The organism is Cellulosimicrobium composti (genome assembly GCF_009711085.1).
GTDB classification, from domain to species: Bacteria; Actinomycetota; Actinomycetes; order Actinomycetales; family Cellulomonadaceae; genus Cellulosimicrobium; species Cellulosimicrobium composti.
Window position 1 is genome coordinate 1 of record NZ_WMKA01000006.1, and the last position, 16,877, is coordinate 16,877.

The following is a 16,877-nucleotide window of genomic DNA, read 5'->3' on the forward strand; positions in this document are numbered from 1 at the left end:
GCCGGGCCCGGCGCCCGCGGCGCCGTCGGCGCCCGAGAGCGACCCCTGGGCCTTCCCCTCGACGCCCGCACCCGCCTCCGGCGGCCTCATCACCGGCGTCCCGGGCGTCGGCGGCGGCGCGCCCTCCGCGCCCTCCGCGCCCTCCGCGCCCTCCGCGCCGGCACCTGCTCCCGCGACCCCCGCACCGGCCGCCGTGCCGCCCACGGCCGCGCCCGCCGCACCCACGGCCGAGCCGGACGAGGCGGAGTGGGACAGCACGCGCCTCACCGCGAGGGACGTGCGGGCGATGGACCCCGCGCCCGACGTCGCGGTCGTCATCGAGCTCGAGTCCGGCGAGCGCCGCCCGGTCGACCGCCCGACGCTCCTGGGCCGCAACCCGCAGGCTCCCGACGACGGCCCGTGGAACCTCGTCGCCGTCGACGACCCCACGCGCTCCGTCTCCAAGACGCACGCCGAGCTGCGCGTCGACCCGAGCGGCCTGTGGCTCACGGACCGCGGCTCGACCAACGGGACCGTCGTCTCCGTCCCCGGGGCCCCGCCGCGCGTCGCCGAGCCGGGCGCGCGCGTGCGCGTCCCCGTCGGCGCGACCATCCACGTGGGCGACCGGCGCATCGTCGTGCACCCGGGGGCCTCGTGACGAGCGACCAGCCCGCCGAGGTCCACCTCGCCTGGGGCGCGGCGTCGCACCGGGGCGCGCGGCGCCTGCTCAACGAGGACCGCTTCCTCGTCTCGCGCTCCGTCTTCTTCGTCGCCGACGGCATGGGCGGGCACGAGGCCGGCGAGGTCGCGAGCGCCACGGCCGTCGAGGCCCTGCGCCCGCTCGCCGACCTCGACGTCGTCACGCCCGACGCGGTGCGCGAGCGGATCGCCGTCGCGCAGGAGAACGTGCAGGCGATCGTCACCGAGCCCGGCCGGGGCGCCGGCACGACCGTGACGGGCGTCGTGGTCTCCGAGCAGGACGGCAACCCGTACTGGCTCGTCGTCAACGTCGGCGACTCGCGCACGTACCACCTCGCGGGCGGTCGGCTCGAGCAGGTGAGCGTGGACCACTCGGAGGTCCAGGAGATGGTCGACGCCGGGCTGCTCACCCCGGCCGAGGCCCTCACCCACCCGCGGAGGCACGTGGTCACGCGCGCGCTCGGCTCGCGCAACGCCCCCCAGGTCGACTTCTGGTACGTGCCGATCGAGCGCCACGACCGCGTCCTCGTCTGCTCGGACGGGCTCACGGGCGAGCTCGCGGACGAGCGCATCTGCGAGGTGCTCCTGTCCACGCCGGACCCCCAGGCCGCGGCGGAGCGACTGGTGACCGAGGCGATCACCGCCGGTGGCCGGGATAACATCACAGTCGTCGTCGTCGACGCGACGGGCGTGTCCGACGACACGAGCGGCGGGAGCACGACACCGCGGGACCAGTCCGGGGTGCCGGAGCCGGAGGTCGACGAGGACACGCTGCCCAGGGATGTTCGTCTGCAGATCGGGGGTCTGACGTGACGCTGCGCTACGTCACCGGAACGGCACGCGCCGTCGTGCGGGGTGGGACGGTCGTCGTCCTGCCCGGCCCGGTGGAGGCGTCGCTCGTCGAGCAGGTCTGGGACCAGCTCGGCGCCGACGCGGGCGTCGTCGAGGTGCTCCAGGTGCTCACGGGCGCGTTCGGGTCGAGCCTGCGCACGGTGCCGCCGTTCGTCGTCGCGGTCGTCACGGACCGCCGCGTGCACGTCGCGGCCCGGGGCCGCGTGTCGGTGACGCTCGAGCTCGACGGCGGCGAGCGCGTGCGCGTCGACGGCGAGGGCGTCACGACCTGGTCCGAGCGCGTCCTGGAGGACGTGGTCGAGCTGCTCGTCCGCGTCGACGCCGGCCTCGCGGGCACGCTCGACGAGGGCCCGGCCGGCGGTCCGCTGCTCGGGGACGCCGCCACGCTGCCCCTGGTCTCGGGCGTCGTGCTCGCGGGTGCGGTCGCCTGGCCGCTCGTCGAGCGACCCGCCGTCGCGCCGCGCGAGGACGAGACGCCCGCCGCGGCGGAGCCCGCGGGCACGCCCTCAGCGCCGACGGCGCCCGCGCCCGAGGCCGCCCCGACGGCCGCGCTCGCGGCGGAGCCCGCCGCCGCGCCCGTCGACGGGCTCGGGGCCACGCTGCGCCTGCCCGAGGAGACGATCGCGCCGGAGCCCGACGGCGTCCCGCACGATCCCGAGCCGGTCGCGACGGGCTCCGACGCGCCCGCGGCCCCCGACGCGCCGGCGGACGAGCCGGACGACGACTACGCCCACCTGTGGGGCTCCACGATCCTGCGGACCGTCGAGGACGCTGCCGTGCGCCTCGACGAGGAGGACGAGCACGACGAGCCCGAGGCGGCCGCCGCGCCCGTCCCGCCGCCCCCGGCCGCCCCGGCCGAGCCCGCTCCGGCGGAGCCGGCGGTTCCCGCGCCGCCCGTCGCGGACGGTCTCATCGCGGGCGTCCCGCGCGAGTGGACCGGCGCCACGCCCGCGGCGGCGCACCGGGCCGCGACCGTCGTCGACCCGGAGGGGGAGGGGGCCGCCGAGGCGGCCGGCCTCGACCACGACGGCCACACCGTGCTCTCGTCCGCGATCGCCGACCTGCGCGCCGCCGCCCAGGAGGCGGCGCCCGAGGCGGCGCCCCCGGCACCGCCGACGCCGTCGTTCACCGCCCCGCCCGCGCCGGGCCAGCAGCAGATCCTGGCGCGCACGTGCGCGCACGGGCACGCCAACCCGCCGTCGCGCGAGACGTGCGCGGTCTGCGACGCGCCGCTGGACGGCGACGCCGAGCTCGCGGTCCGCCCGCCGCTCGGGCGCGTCGTCGTGTCGACCGGGCAGACGGTCGAGCTCGACCGGCCCGTCGTCGTCGGTCGGCGCCCGCGCTCGCCGCGCACGCAGTCGGCCGAGCTGCCGCGGCTCGTCACGGTGCCGAGCCCGCAGCAGGACATCTCGCGCTCGCACCTCGAGATCACTCTCGAGGGGTGGCACGTGCTCGTGAGCGACATGGCGACGACCAACGGCACCACGCTCCTGCGCACGGGCCAGCCGCCGCGGCGCCTGCACCCGTCGGAGCCGGTGCTCGTCGTCGACGGCGACGTCGTCGACCTCGGCGACGGCGTGACCCTGGTGTTCGAGGGGATCCGGTGAGCACGAAGCGCGCACCGTCACCACCCCCGGAGATCACGGGCTTCGAGTACGTCTCGCTCATCGGCTCGGGCGGGTTCTCCGACGTCTTCCTGTACCAGCAGCAGCGGCCCCGCCGCCGTGTCGCCATCAAGGTCCTGCTGCACGAGTGGTCGAGCCACTCGCAGCGCGCGGCGTTCGACGCCGAGGCCGACCTCATGGCGACGCTCTCGACGCACCCGTCGATCGTCACGATGTACGAGGCGGACATCGCGGACGACGGCCGTCCGTACCTCGCGATGGAGTACTGCTCGCGCCCGAACCTCGGGGCGCGCTACCGCAGCGAGCGTCTCTCGGTCGCCGAGGCGCTGCGCACGGCCGTGCAGATCGCCGGCGCCGTGGAGACCGCGCACCGCGCGGGCATCCTGCACCGCGACATCAAGCCCGCGAACATCCTCGTCACCGAGTACGGGCACCCGGCGCTCACGGACTTCGGCATCTCCTCGACGGTCGACGACGCCGCGCGCGCCGAGGGGATGTCGATCCCGTGGTCGCCGCCGGAGTCGTTCGCGGAGCCGCCGCGCAGCGGGATCGCGACGGACGTCTGGGCGCTCGCCGCGACGACGTACACGCTGCTCGCGGGCCGCACGCCGTTCGAGGTGCCCGGCGGCTCGAACTCGAGCGCCAACCTCATCTCGCGCATCGAGAGCTCGCCGCTGCCGCCCACCGGTCGCACGGACGTGCCCGCGTCGCTCGAGCGCGTGCTCGCGACGGCGATGGCGAAGAACCCGGCGTCGCGCTACCCGACCGTCCTGGCGTTCGCGCGCGCCCTGCAGCAGGTGCAGAACGAGCTGTCGTACGCGGTCACGCCGATCGACCTGCTCGACGACTCGGGCCACGTGCAGGAGGAGGAGCCCGACGACGACGGCGGGACGCGCCTGCGCCAGGTCGTCTCGATCGACCCGTCGGGCGCCGGCGCGGCGGCGGGCACCTCCGCCCCGCCGCGCCCGACGCAGCCGACGACGCCCCTGCACCCCGCGACGCCCTGGCCGGGCCCGGCGCCCGCGCCCGGGGCGGGCCCGGCGCACGCCCCGTACCCGCCCGCGGCGTGGAGCCAGGGTGCGCCCGCCGGGACGTCGGGCACCGTGCCGACGACCGCCGTCGGGCAGGCCGGGCTCGCGCCCGTCGCGGAGCTCACGGACCCGTCGCGCCTGTACCCGGGGGCACGGCAGCCGGGCGCGTGGGGCGCCCCGCCGGTCGAGGACACGGTCCACCGCACGGCCGGGCCGGCCGAGGGCGAGGCCGAGGCGACGGGCACGGAGGAGCGCACCGGCCGGGGCGCGCTGTGGGCGACGCTCGCGGCGGTCGTCGGCGTCGCCGTCGCGGTCACGGGGTTCCTCGTGCTGCGCCCCGACGGGACGCCGGACGACACGACGCCGACCGCCGACGGCGAGAGCACGACGACCCCGGACGACGACTTCGTCCCGTCGGACAACCTGGGCGACCTCGTGCCGCCGGTGAACGACCTCGTGGGCACGTACGACCCCGAGCGCGAGGTCGCGACGTTCACGTGGGCGTACGACTCGGAGAAGGCGCAGGAGGGGGACATGTTCGCGTGGAAGAAGCTCGACGTGCTCGAGGACTCGCCCTACAAGGACGCGTTCGACGAGACCACGGTCGAGCTCCGGGCCAAGCCCGGCGAGCAGGTCTGCATCGAGGTCATCGTCGAGCGTGACGGCCGGTTCTCGGCGTCGCCCCAGAAGGCCTGCGTGACGGGGGAGGCGGCGTGAGCGAGCTCGCGGTCGAGTTCTGCGGCGAGTGGTTCCGCCCTTCCGTCGACGGGGAGCCGTTCGACATCGGGCGCGACGGGGACCTCGCGATCGAGGACAACCCGTACCTGCACCGGCGCTTCCTGCGCATCTCCCACGAGGCCGGCATCTGGTGGCTCGCCAACGTGGGGTCGCTCATCTCCGCGACGGTGTGCGACTCGGGCGGCGGCGTGCAGTCGTGGTTGTCGCCGGGCAACCGCTTGCCGATCGTCTTCCCGACGACGTCCATCGTGTTCACGGCCGGCCCGACGACGTACGAGCTCACCGCGCAGCTGCACGGCGCGCCGTACCAGGAGATCCGGTCGGAGGACCCGGACTCGGGCGCGACGACGATCGGCATGATCACGTTCACGACGAGCCAGAAGCAGCTCATCGTCGCCCTCGCCGAGCCGATGCTGCGGCGTGACGGCACGGGCCTGTCCGAGATCCCGTCGTCGGCGGCCGCGGCGGCGCGGCTCGGCTGGGCCACGACCCGCTTCAACCGCAAGCTCGACAACGTGTGCGACAAGCTCGACCGGATCGGCGTCAAGGGGCTGCGCGGCGGCCCGGGCGCGCTCGCGACGAACCGCCGCGCCCGCCTCGTCGAGTACGCCGTCGCGTCCCGGCTCGTCACCGCGGCCGACCTGCCCCTCCTCGACCTGACCGACGACGGCTGAGCGCGCCGGCCCCGGCGAGCGCCGCCGCGCGCTCCGCCGGGTCGCGCCCTCGGGCCGCCGCCGTCCCGCTCCTGCGAACCTGAACAGGAACCTTCGTGCGAATCAAGCTCACGCTGCACCGCCCCGACGCCAGCACGACCAACGTCGCCGTCACGGCCGACGCGACGGCCACCGTGCGCGACGTCGCGGAGGCGCTGTTCGCGGGCGACCCCACCCGCTCGGGCACCGCCGTCCCGGACCGGCTCACGCTCCAGGTCGGCACGTCCCCGGCGGGCTCGGGCCAGGGGCGCGTGCTGTCCCCGACGAGCGACCTCGTCGAGGCGGGCCTGCGGTCCGGGTCGACGGTCTCGATCGTGCGCGTGTCGGAGCACTTCGACGCCCCGGGTCAGGACCGCGGCGCGGCGGTCGCCGTCCTGCGCGTCCTCGAGGGCCCGGACGCGGGGCGCGAGTTCCCGCTGCCGGTCGGCACGAGCTACCTCGGCCGCGACCGCAACATGGACATCCGGCTGAGCGACCCGCAGGTGTCCAAGCGGCACGCGCGCATCACGGTCGGCGAGACGATCGAGATCACCGACACGAACTCGGCGAACGGCCTCGTCATGGGCGGGCAGCGCATGATGCGCTCGACGCTCACGTCCGCGGACACCGTGACGATCGGGAGCACGGTCGTGTCGGTCGTCGCGCTGCACCGCACGACGAGCCTCGCGCCGACGAGCCCGGTCGTGGAGTTCAACCGGTCGCCGCGCGTCGTCGCACGGTTCCCGGAACGCAAGCTCAAGGCGCCCAAGCCGCCGACCCCGCCGGAGCCGCAGCGCTTCCCGTACCTCGCGATGGTCGCGCCGCTGATCATGGGCACGATCCTCTACTCGGTCACGCGGAACATCCTGTCGATCGTCTTCATCGGGCTGAGCCCGATCCTCATGCTCGGCAACTACCTCGACCAGAAGGTGCAGGCGCGCCGCAAGCTCAAGGCGCAGCGCGAGCAGTTCGCGGCGGCCGTCGTGGCGATGCGCGACACGATCGAGCGCACGCACGCCGTCGAGCGCGCGGTGCGCCTGTCGGAGGCGCCGTCGGTCGCGGACACGGTCGACGCGGTGCGGCGGCTCGGCGGGCTGATGTGGACCCACCGCCCCGAGCACGAGGCGTTCCTCACGGTGCGCGTCGGGCTCGGCGCGGCGCCCGCGCGCACGCAGCTCGAGCAGCCGAGCGAGAACAACACGCTGCCGGAGTTCTGGAGCGAGCTCGAGAAGCTGCACGCGCAGTGCGCGACGATCTCGGGCGTGCCCGTCGTCGCGCGCCTGCGCACGGACGGCGCGCTCGGCGTCGCGGGCACCGGGTCGACGGTCGACGCCGTCGCGCGCGGCATCCTCGTCCAGCTCGCGGGCCTGCACTCGCCGTCGGAGCTCGTGCTCGCGGCGGTGACGTCGCAGCGCTCGCGCGCCGACTGGGAGTGGCTCGAGTGGCTGCCGCACACGGGCTCGCCGCACAGCCCGCTCGGCGGCGACCACCTCGCCGACAACCCCGGCGCGGCGCAGGCCCTGCTGTCCCAGCTCGAGGACCTCGTCGAGGCGCGGGGTGCCGACCTCGACACGCACGCCGAGCTGCGCGGCCCCATCGACCCCGAGGAGGGGGAGGACACCCCGAAGCCCGTCCTGCCGACGGTCGTCGTGCTCGTCGAGGACGACGCCCCGGTGGACCGGTCGCGCCTCACGCGGCTCGTCGAGCGCGGCGCGGACGCGGGCGTGCACGTCGTGTGGGTCGCGCCGACCGTCGAGCAGCTCCCGGCCGCGTGCCGCACGTTCGTGCTCGTCGACACCGCGGACGCGACCTCGGCCGGCACGGCGGGCGCGACGAGCGGCGAGGTCCGCGTCGGGCGCCTCACGTTCCCCGTGACGTGCGAGACGGTGGACCTGCCCACGGCCCACGAGGTCGCGCGCATCCTCGCGCCGGTCGTCGACGTCGGTGCCCCGGTCGACGACGACTCCGACCTGCCGCGCTCCGTCTCCTACCTCACGCTCGCGGGCACCGCGCTCGCCGAGGACCCGGGCCGCCTCATCGACGCGTGGCGCGAGAACGGGTCCCTCACGCCGCGCGACGGCTCGCCGCCCGTGCGGCGCAAGGCGCCCACGAACCTGCGCGGCCTCGTCGGGCACTCGGGCACGGAGCCGCTCTACCTCGACCTGCGCACCCAGGGCCCGCACGCGCTCGTCGGCGGGACGACGGGCGCGGGCAAGTCCGAGTTCCTCCAGTCGTGGGTGCTCGGCATGGCGGCGGCCCACAGCCCGGACCGCGTGACGTTCCTCTTCGTCGACTACAAGGGCGGCGCCGCGTTCGCGGACTGCGTCGACCTGCCGCACACCGTCGGCCTCGTGACCGACCTCTCGCCGCACCTCGTGCGCCGCGCGCTCACGTCGCTGCGCGCGGAGCTGCGCTACCGCGAGCACCTGCTCAACCGGAAGAAGGCCAAGGACCTCGCGTCGCTCGAGCGCACGGGCGACCCCGACGCCCCGCCGAGCCTGCTGATCGTGGTCGACGAGTTCGCCGCCCTCGTCAACGAGGTCCCCGAGTTCGTCGACGGCGTCGTGGACGTCGCGCAGCGCGGGCGCTCGCTCGGCCTGCACCTCATCCTCGCGACCCAGCGACCCGCGGGCGTCATCAAGGACAACCTGCGCGCGAACACGAACCTGCGCGTCGCGCTGCGCATGGCGGACGAGGACGACTCGACCGACATCCTCGGCATCCCCATGGCCGCGCACTTCGACCCGTCGATCCCCGGCCGCGGCGCCGTGAAGACCGGCCCCGGCCGCATCACGCCGTTCCAGACGGGCTACGCGGGCGGCTGGACGACGTCGCGGCCCGAGCGCCCGCGCATCGACGTCCAGGAGATGGCGTTCGGCTCCGACATCCGCTGGGAGCTGCCCGAGCCGGAGGTCGAGGAGGTCACCGACCCCGGGCCGAACGACATCGCGCGCATCGTCGCGACGATCTCGCGCGCGGCGACCGAGGCGGCGGTGCCGATGCCGCGCAAGCCGTGGCTGCCCGAGCTCGCGCCCACGTACGACCTCGCGCGCCTGCCGAACCCGCGGACGGACACGATGCTGCTCCTCGGCGTCGAGGACGACCCGACGACCCAGGCGCAGCCGACCGTCTTCTACGAGCCGGACCGCGACGGCAACATGGCGATCTACGGCACCGGTGGCTCCGGCAAGAGCGCGACCCTGCGCACGATCGCGGTCTCGGCCGCTATCACGGCGCGCGGCGGCCCCGTGCAGGTGTACGCGATCGACGCCGGCGCGAGCGGTCTGCGCATGCTCGAGGACCTCCCGCACGTCGGCGCGGTCATCTCCGGCGACGACGAGGAGCGCGTCCAGCGCGTGCTGCGGACGCTGCGCGACCTCGTCGACGAGCGCTCGGCGCGGTACGCCGCCGTGCGCGCGGGCAGCCTCGACGAGTACCGGCGCCTGGCGAACGCGCCCGACGAGCCGCGCATCCTCCTGCTCGTCGACGGCATCGGCGCGTTCCGCGAGTCCTACGAGTTCCGGCCCGCGCACGCGTTCCCGGTGTGGGGCGCGTTCACGGCCGTCGCGACGGACGGCCGCCAGGTCGGCGTGCACGTCGTCGTCGCGGGCGACCGCGCGGCGTCGGTGCCGACGTCGCTCGGCTCGACGATCCAGAAGCGCCTCGTGCTGCGCCTCGCGAGCGAGGACGACTACCTGACGCTGGGCGTGCCGAAGGACGTGCTCTCGCTGACGTCCCCGCCCGGCCGCGGCGTGCTCGACGAGAACGAGGTCCAGGTCGCGGTGCTCGGCGGCGACCCGAACGTCGCGCTCCAGGCGCGCGAGCTCGGCAAGCTGCGCGACGCGATGGTGCGCCTCGGCATCCCGCAGGCGCCCGGCGTCGAGCGGCTCCCGGACAGCTTCACGCTCGACGCGCTGCCGGAGCTCGCGGGCGACCGCCCGGCGATCGGCCTGGACGACCTCGACATCGCGCCCGTGGGCCTGCCCGCGCGCGGCACGTTCATGCTCTCCGGCCCGCCCGGGGGCGGGCGCACGACGGCGCTCGTCACGATCGCGCAGGCCGTGCGCCGGGCGCGCGCGGGCCGGGTCGTGTACCTGTCACCGCGCCGCACGAGCATCTCGGCGCTCGACGTCTGGGACACGGCCGCGACGTCGCCGGAGGAGGTCGTGACGCTCCTGGAGTCGCTCACGCAGGCCCTCGACGGCGGGTCGCTGCGCCCGGGCGCGCTCACGGTCCTCGTCGAGTCGGTGACGGAGTTCACCGGCACGCCCGCGGAGCAGCCGCTCGTCGCGTTCGTGCGGGCCGCGACGCGCGCCGAGCAGCTCGTCGTGGGCGAGGCGGAGTCGTCGACGTGGGGGCAGGCGTGGGCGATCGCGCAGCCGTTCAAGGCCGGCCGCACCGGGCTCCTGCTCACGCCGGGCGACCTCGACGGCGACACCCTGCTCGGCACCGGCCTCGGCCGGATCCGCCGGGCGGACTTCCCGCCCGGGCGCGGCTTCCTCGTCGTCTCCGGCCGGGCGCGCAAGCTGCACGTCGCACTCCCGAGGTAGCGACGTGACGACCACGGGCACGTCATGGGGACACCTCCCCATCGACGGCGCTCGTGGCCCGATGGTTGAGTACTTCCATCGACAACGGGACGACGTCCACGCAGGGTGGGGGTCGAGAGACAGAAGGAGAACACCATGGCTGGTGGCATGTGGGGCGCTAACGTCGAGGAGCTGCGCGGGCTGGGTCAGACCCTGCAGCAGAAGGCGGACGAGATCCGCACGACGATGCAGAACCTGAACTCCCAGATCCAGAGCGTGCCGTGGGAGGGCCCCGACGCCCAGCAGTTCAAGGGCAGCGACTGGCCGGCTGCGCAGACGCAGCTCAACAACGTCGCGCAGACGCTGACGGACGCCGGCCAGAAGGCCACGCAGAACGCGCAGCAGCAGGAGCAGGCCTCGAACAGCTGACCTGCTCGGCTCCACCGAGGGCGCGGCACCCGCACGGGTGCCGCGCCCTCGGTGTGTCTGGGGGCGGCGCGGCCCGCGCGGCGTCGGTCTGCGAGACTGCGGGGACGCCGGCCCGACCGGCGGCCCCCGAGGAGAGGACCTGACGCATGGCCGAGCTGCGCTTCCCGAGCGACGACTTCCCCGCCCCGGTGGGGGTCCGGGTCGACGCGCCGGACCGCTGGGTCCCCCTGCCGCACGTCGCCCTCCCGCTCGCGCTCGGCCGCGAGGTGGAGGAGGGGGAGTTCAACCCGAACGTCATCGTCGTGGTCTCGCGCATCCGTGCCGACCACACGCTCGACGACGCGCACGCGGAGGTGCTGCGCAAGCTCAAGCCGCTGCCGCGGATGCGCCGGCTCGACGGCGGCGACGTCGACGTCGACGGCCTCCCGGGGCGCTGGGTCGAGGCGTCGTTCAAGGGCGGCGGGGGCTCGGTCCTCGTGCAGTCGGTGCGGACGGTCGTCGTCCCCCGCGGGCCGGTCGCGGACCTCGTCCAGACGACGGGCACGTGCACGCTGACGCAGCACCCGTGGGCCGCGGCGGAGATCCGGGCGGTCCAGGAGAGCCTGCGCGTCGACCGCTGAGCCGGCGTTACATTGGCCCGGATCACAAGACGGGGTATCCACCTGGCGAGACCGGTGCGACCCTGGTCACGGAGGAGAGGGTCCGAGTGAGGCGACCCTCACCCCAGTCGTACAATCGAGAGGTCTCCTGCGGCCGGTACCCCACCGGTCGACGCGGAAACGGCCCGTCGGCCGCGCGGGAGAGACCCCCGTCCTCGACCGGAAGGCGCCCTGTCCTGTGAGCAGCATCCGTCCACTGCGCGTCGCGATCGTCGGCGCTGGTCCCGCCGGGATCTACGCCGCGGACATCCTGTCCAAGACCGACCTCGACGTGAGCATCGACCTGTTCGAGCGCCTGCCCGCGCCGTTCGGTCTCGTGCGCTACGGCGTCGCGCCCGACCACCCGCGCATCAAGCAGATCATCGTCGCGCTCCACAAGGTGCTGAGCCGCGGCGACATCCGCCTCCTCGCGAACGTGGACTACGGCGTCGACCTCAAGCTGGACGACCTGCGCCAGTACTACGACGCGGTGATCTTCTCGACCGGCTCGATCCGCGACGCGGCGCTCCCGATCGAGGGCATCGACCTGCCGGGCTCCTACGGCGCGGCCGACTTCGTCTCGTGGTACGACGGCCACCCCGACGTCCCGCGCACCTGGCCGCTCGAGGCCGAGCAGGTCGCGGTCATCGGCGCCGGCAACGTCGCGCTCGACGTCGCGCGCGTGCTCGCGAAGCACGCGGACGACCTGCTGCCGACCGAGGTCCCGCAGAACGTCTACGAGATCCTCAAGGCGTCGCCCGTGACGGACGTCCACGTGTTCGCGCGCCGCGGCCCGGCGCAGGTGAAGTTCTCGCCGCTGGAGCTGCGAGAGCTGGGCCACGTGCCGGACGTCGACGTGATCGTCTACCCCGAGGACTTCGAGTTCGACGAGGGCTCGATGGCGGCGATCAGCTCGTCCAACCAGACCAAGCAGGTCGTCAAGACCCTGACGGACTGGACGCTCAAGGACCCGAGCCAGAACACCGCCTCGCGTCGCCTGCACCTGCACTTCCTCCACGCCCCGGCCGCCGTGCTCGGCGACGGCAAGGTCGAGGCGCTGCGCACCGAGCGCACCCGGCTCAACGGCGACGGCACCGTCTCCGGCACCGGCGAGTTCCACGAGTGGCCCGTGCAGGCCGTCTACCGCGCGGTCGGCTACTTCGGCTCCCCGCTCCCGGAGATCCCCTTCGACGAGCTCAAGGGCGTCATCCCGAACCGCGAGGGTCGCGTCATCGACATCGACGGCGAGCACATCCCCGGCGTCTACGCGACGGGCTGGATCAAGCGCGGCCCCGTGGGCCTCATCGGGCACACGAAGTCCGACGCGTCCGAGACCGTCCGGCACCTCGTGGAGGACGTCACGGGCGCGGGCGACGGCGGCGACGTCGCGGCGGCCGACCTCGCGGGCGGGCGCGTCGCGCCGCACGGCGACCCCGAGGCGATCGTCGAGTTCCTCCGCGAGCGCGGCGTCGACCACGTCGAGTGGTCCGGCTGGGAGCTCCTCGACGCGTACGAGCGCTCGCTCGGCGAGCCGCACGGGCGCGAGCGCATCAAGGTCGTGCCGCGCGAGGAGATGATCCGCATCGCGCGCGGCGAGGCCCAGGTCGGCTGACCTGCCGCTCCGCACGACCGCAGGACCTACGACGGCGCCCCACCCACCCGGGTGGGGCGCCGTCGTCGTCCCCGGGGTCGGGCCGCCCGCCCGCCGGCGCGACGTGAGCAGGGCGCGGGAACGGGACGGTCGCCTCGGGCGTTCACCAGGTGGGCGTCGACCGGGTCGGCGCCCGTCGGGCGCCTGCGCGAACCGCGCGGGGCGCCCGGGCACGGAAGGGAGCGCAGCGTGGGACGCCAGCACTACAACGGTCTCAAGACGGCAGGCCTGTTCGGCCTCATGTGGGCCATCGTCCTGGGGCTGTGGGCGCTGTTCGGCGCCCGGGCGAACCTGCTGTGGCTGTTCGTCGGCATCGGCCTCGTGACGACGTTCTACGGGTACTGGAACTCCGACAAGATCGCGATCCGCGCGATGCACGCGCGCCCGGTCAGCGAGCTCGAGCAGCCCGCGATGTACCGGATCGTGCGTGAGCTGTCGACGCAGGCGCGCCAGCCCATGCCCCGCCTGTACGTCTCGCCCACGCAGGCGCCCAACGCGTTCGCCACGGGCCGCAACCCCAAGAACGCGGCCGTGTGCTGCACCGAGGGGATCCTGCGCCTCCTCGACGAGCGCGAGCTGCGCGGCGTGCTCGGCCACGAGCTCATGCACGTGTACAACCGCGACATCCTCACGTCCTCCGTCGCGGGCGCGCTCGCGGGCGTCATCACCTCGCTCGCGCAGTTCCTGCTGATCTTCGGCGGCGACCGCGACCGCGGGGGGAACCCGGTCGCGGCCCTCGCGATGGTCGTCCTCGCGCCGCTCGCGGCGATGCTCGTGCAGCTCGCGATCTCGCGCACGCGCGAGTACGACGCCGACGAGGACGGCGCGAGGCTCACGGGTGACCCGCTCGCTCTCGCGTCCGCGCTGCGCAAGCTCGACGCCGGCACGCAGCGCGCCCCGCTCCCGCAGAACCGGGACCTCGTCGACGTGTCCCACCTCATGATCGCCAACCCGTTCCGCGGCGCGGGCGTCGCGAAGATGTTCGCGACCCACCCGCCGATGACCGAGCGCATCAAGCGCCTCGAGGCGATGGCCGGCCACGGCCCGGGCTACGGCGGCATCACGTACCACTGAACCGCCGTCCGACCCACCGCTCCTCCCGCCCGTGTGATCCACCGGCGTGACCGGCGCGCGTGACCCAGCAGCGTGACCCAGCAGCGTGACCCAAGAGCGTGACCCAGGAGCGTGACCCAGCGGCGTGACGCACCGGCCGCGTGAGCCACCTCACCACCCGGTCCGGGGACGGTCCCGCCGACCTAGCGTGGGACGTGGACCCGAGCCGCTCGGGCCCGTCTCCGCGGTCGGAGCCGCGGGGACCCGCGGTGCTCCGACGGAGGTCTCCCCATGCAGTCGAGTCATCGACGTCTCGCGACGAACGTCCTGGTCATCGGAACGGGGGGCGCAGGGCTGCGCGCCTCGATCGAGCTCGCGGAGCGGGGTGTGGACGTCCTCGCGGTCGGCAAGCGCCGGCGCCACGACGCCCACACGAGCCTCGCCGCGGGCGGGATCAACGCGGCGCTCGCGACGATGGACCCGCAGGACTCGTGGCAGCAGCACGCGGCCGACACGATCACGGAGTCCTACCTCCTGGCCGACCCGGAGGTCGTGCAGGTCGTCACGCAGAACGCGGCGCGCGGCATCGAGGACCTCGCGCGGTGGGGCATGCCGTTCGCGCGCGAGGCGGACGGACGCCTCAGCCAGCGCTTCTTCGGCGCGCACACGTACCGACGCACGGCATTCGCGGGGGACTACACGGGCCTCGAGATCCAGCGCACGCTCGTGCGGCGCGCGAGCGAGCTGCACGTGCCGGTGCTGGACACGGTCTACGTGACGCGGCTGCTCACGGCGGGCGGGCGCGTGTTCGGCGCGTACGGGTTCGACGTGACCGACGGCACGCGCGTGACGATCCACGCGGACGCCGTGATCCTCGCCGCGGGCGGGCACACCCGGATCTGGCGCCGGACGTCGTCGCGGCGGGACGAGAACACGGGCGACTCGTGGCGCCTCGCCGTCGAGGCGGGCGCGAGCCTGCGCGACGCGGAGCTCGTCCAGTTCCACCCCTCGGGCATCCTCGAGCCCGACGACGCGGCGGGGACCCTGGTCTCCGAGGCGGCGCGCGGGGAGGGCGGCGTCCTGCGCAACGCGCTCGGCGAGCGCTTCATGGAGCGCTACGACCCGGAGCGGCTCGAGCTCTCGACGCGCGACCGCGTCGCGCTCGCGAACTTCACCGAGATCGCCGAGGGGCGAGGCACGGCGAAGGGCGGCGTCCTCCTGGACGTCTCCCACCTGCCGCGCGAGCAGGTGCTGGAGCGGCTCCCGCGCGTCTACCGCATGATGCTCGACCTGCAGATGCTCGACATCACGACGACGCCGATGGAGGTCGCCCCGACCGCCCACTACTCGATGGGCGGGGTGCGGGTCGCCGCGGCCGACCACGCGACGGACGTCGAGGGTCTCTACGTCATCGGCGAGGCGGCCAGCGGCCTGCACGGCGAGAACCGCCTCGGTGGCAACTCGCTCATCGAGCTGCTCGTGTACGGGCGCCTCACGGGCGCTGCCGCCGCGGACTTCGCCGTCGGGTCTGACGCGCCCCGGCGCGACCGCGGCGCCGTCGCCGAGGCCGCGCACGAGGTGGACCTCGCGCTCGGGCTGGGGACCGCCGTCGGCTCCGAGCCGGCGGCGCAGGAGAACGCGCGGCGGCTGCAGCGCGCCGTGCGCGACGTCATGACCGAGCACGCGGGCGTGGTCCGGTCCGCGGACGGGCTCACGAAGGGTCTGCGGCTCCTCGGCGAGGTCGAGGACCGGGCGCGGGCCGTCGTCGCGCACCCGGACATCGCCGGGTACGACGACCTCGCGCACGTGTTCGACCTCAAGGGGTCCCTGCTCGCGGCGCGCGCGACGCTCGACTCGGCGCTCGCGCGCCGCGAGACGCGCGGGTGCCACAACCGGTCCGACTTCCCGGAGACCGACCCGGCGCTGCAGGTGAACCTCGTGTGGTCGCCCGGCACCGGAGTCACGACCGAGGAGATCCCGCCCGTGCCCGCCGAGATCGCGTCACTCGTGCGCCACGACGACTCCGTGGTGGGCAAGCTCGTCGAGTAGGGCGCGCGCGACGCCGTCGTCGTCGTTCGCCGCGGTGACGTCCGTCGCCGCGGCGAGCACGTCGGGGTGGGCGTTCGCGACGGCGAACGAGCGGCCTGCCCAGCGCAGCATGGGCAGGTCGTTGGGCATGTCCCCGAACGCCCAGACGTCGCGCGCGTCGACGCCGAGGCGGGTGCACCAGCGCGCGAGCGCGGCGTCCTTGGTCACCGCGGGCGCGAGCAGCTCGGCGAGTCCGGCGGCGCCGGAGTAGGCGAGGTGGGCGCGGTCCCCGACGGCGTCGCGCACGCGCGCGAAGAACGTCTCCTGCGCGGGCGTCTGCGCGTCGGCGACGACGACGGGCTGCGTCGCGGGTGCGTCGTCCACGGGGGAGCGCGGGTCGCGCGCGAGGATCTTCCCGACCGGCTGCCGCGCCGGGCCGCCCGGTGCGGCGCCGTGCGGGCCGAGCGTGGTCTCGACCGCGGCGACGTCCGCGGCGTCGTCGTCCGGCGTCGAGCGGAACCCCGGGTCGAACGTGGGGCCGTCGACGCGCTCGAACGCGAGCGCGACGCCCGGGACGGCCGCGCGGAGGTCGGCGACGAGCGCCGCCGCCTCCGCGGCCGTGAAGCCGCACACGTCGAGCGGGCTCGCCGTCGCCAGGTCCCAGACCGCCGCGCCGCCGAGGCAGATGACGTGCCCGTGCCCGCCGACGACGTCGGCGAGCGGCCCGAGCCAGCGCGGAGGTCGCGCCGTGACGAAGACGACCTCGACCCCCGCGTCCTCGGCGGCGCGCAGGGCGGACCGGGTGCGCGCGGAGACGCTCCCGTCGGAGCGCAGGAGCGTCCCGTCGAGGTCCGTCGCGACGACGCGCGGGAGCCCGGGCACGGCCCCGGGGCGGCCCGGGACGGACGCGCGCGGGCCGCCGTCGGGCAGGGG

12 protein-coding genes are annotated in these 16,877 nt (G+C 75.0%); 11 read left to right on the plus strand and 1 reads right to left on the minus strand.

Annotation, left to right across the window (positions count from 1 at the left end):
* The 11 genes from GJV82_RS03905 to GJV82_RS03955 all read left to right on the plus strand — a co-directional run.
* On the plus strand, nucleotides 1-637 hold a 637-nt coding region (locus tag GJV82_RS03905; RefSeq protein WP_155098339.1), incomplete at its 5' end, for an FHA domain-containing protein.
* Nucleotides 634-1,491, plus strand: coding sequence for a PP2C family protein-serine/threonine phosphatase (locus GJV82_RS03910; protein ID WP_115942038.1), 858 nt, complete (start codon nucleotides 634-636; stop codon nucleotides 1,489-1,491). The genes GJV82_RS03905 and GJV82_RS03910, both read left to right, overlap by 4 nt.
* Nucleotides 1,488-3,137: an FHA domain-containing protein gene (locus tag GJV82_RS19370; RefSeq protein WP_024842336.1), complete on the plus strand. Its 1,650-nt coding sequence runs from the start codon at nucleotides 1,488-1,490 to the stop codon at nucleotides 3,135-3,137. The genes GJV82_RS03910 and GJV82_RS19370 overlap by 4 nt, the downstream gene beginning before the upstream one ends.
* Complete coding sequence (locus GJV82_RS03920; protein WP_318657253.1) at nucleotides 3,134-4,903, plus strand: serine/threonine-protein kinase; 1,770 nt, start codon at nucleotides 3,134-3,136, stop codon at nucleotides 4,901-4,903. The genes GJV82_RS19370 and GJV82_RS03920 overlap by 4 nt, the downstream gene beginning before the upstream one ends.
* On the plus strand, nucleotides 4,900-5,598 hold the full coding sequence (locus GJV82_RS03925; RefSeq protein ID WP_115942041.1) for a hypothetical protein: 699 nt from the start codon (nucleotides 4,900-4,902) through the stop codon (nucleotides 5,596-5,598). Before GJV82_RS03920 ends, GJV82_RS03925 begins: the two co-directional genes overlap by 4 nt.
* A 95-nt stretch (nucleotides 5,599-5,693) precedes the next feature.
* Nucleotides 5,694-10,166 (plus strand): FtsK/SpoIIIE domain-containing protein, encoded by a 4,473-nt coding sequence (locus GJV82_RS03930; RefSeq protein WP_318657254.1) that lies wholly within the window; start codon nucleotides 5,694-5,696, stop codon nucleotides 10,164-10,166.
* Nucleotides 10,167-10,301: 135 nt separating this feature from the next.
* The gene (locus tag GJV82_RS03935; protein ID WP_021482523.1) at nucleotides 10,302-10,574 is read left to right on the plus strand and encodes a WXG100 family type VII secretion target; all 273 of its coding nucleotides are present in this window, start codon (nucleotides 10,302-10,304) and stop codon (nucleotides 10,572-10,574) included.
* A gap of 146 nt (nucleotides 10,575-10,720) precedes the next feature.
* Nucleotides 10,721-11,194 carry an LpqN/LpqT family lipoprotein gene (locus GJV82_RS03940; RefSeq protein WP_115942043.1) on the plus strand — a complete coding sequence of 158 codons (474 nt, stop codon included), beginning with the start codon at nucleotides 10,721-10,723 and terminating at the stop codon, nucleotides 11,192-11,194.
* A 217-nt stretch (nucleotides 11,195-11,411) separates the two neighbouring features.
* The gene (locus GJV82_RS03945) at nucleotides 11,412-12,824 is read left to right on the plus strand and encodes an FAD-dependent oxidoreductase (RefSeq protein WP_115942044.1); all 1,413 of its coding nucleotides are present in this window, start codon (nucleotides 11,412-11,414) and stop codon (nucleotides 12,822-12,824) included.
* Between the two features lie 228 nt (nucleotides 12,825-13,052).
* Nucleotides 13,053-13,937 carry a zinc metalloprotease HtpX gene (htpX, locus tag GJV82_RS03950; RefSeq protein WP_024842343.1) on the plus strand — a complete coding sequence of 295 codons (885 nt, stop codon included), beginning with the start codon at nucleotides 13,053-13,055 and terminating at the stop codon, nucleotides 13,935-13,937.
* A 270-nt stretch (nucleotides 13,938-14,207) separates the two neighbouring features.
* A complete protein-coding gene (locus GJV82_RS03955) occupies nucleotides 14,208-15,965 on the plus strand; it encodes an L-aspartate oxidase (RefSeq protein WP_155098341.1) in 1,758 nt (585 codons plus the stop codon).
* Here GJV82_RS03955 and GJV82_RS03960 read toward each other — a convergent pair.
* Nucleotides 15,918-16,874: an HAD family hydrolase gene (locus tag GJV82_RS03960; protein WP_155098403.1), complete on the minus strand. Its 957-nt coding sequence runs from the start codon at nucleotides 16,872-16,874 to the stop codon at nucleotides 15,918-15,920. The two genes, GJV82_RS03955 and GJV82_RS03960, sit on opposite strands and share 48 nt — an antisense overlap.
* Nucleotides 16,875-16,877: the final 3 nt, after the last annotated feature.

Bases quoted from the DNA above. Each gene is read 5' to 3' on its own strand.
- GJV82_RS03935 (WP_021482523.1), top strand. From the start codon at position 10,302: ATGGCTGGTGGCATGTGGGGCGCTAACGTCGAGGAGCTGCGCGGGCTG.
- GJV82_RS03940 (WP_115942043.1), top strand. From the start codon at position 10,721: ATGGCCGAGCTGCGCTTCCCGAGCGACGACTTCCCCGCCCCGGTGGGG.
- GJV82_RS03955 (WP_155098341.1), top strand. From the start codon at position 14,208: ATGCAGTCGAGTCATCGACGTCTCGCGACGAACGTCCTGGTCATCGGA.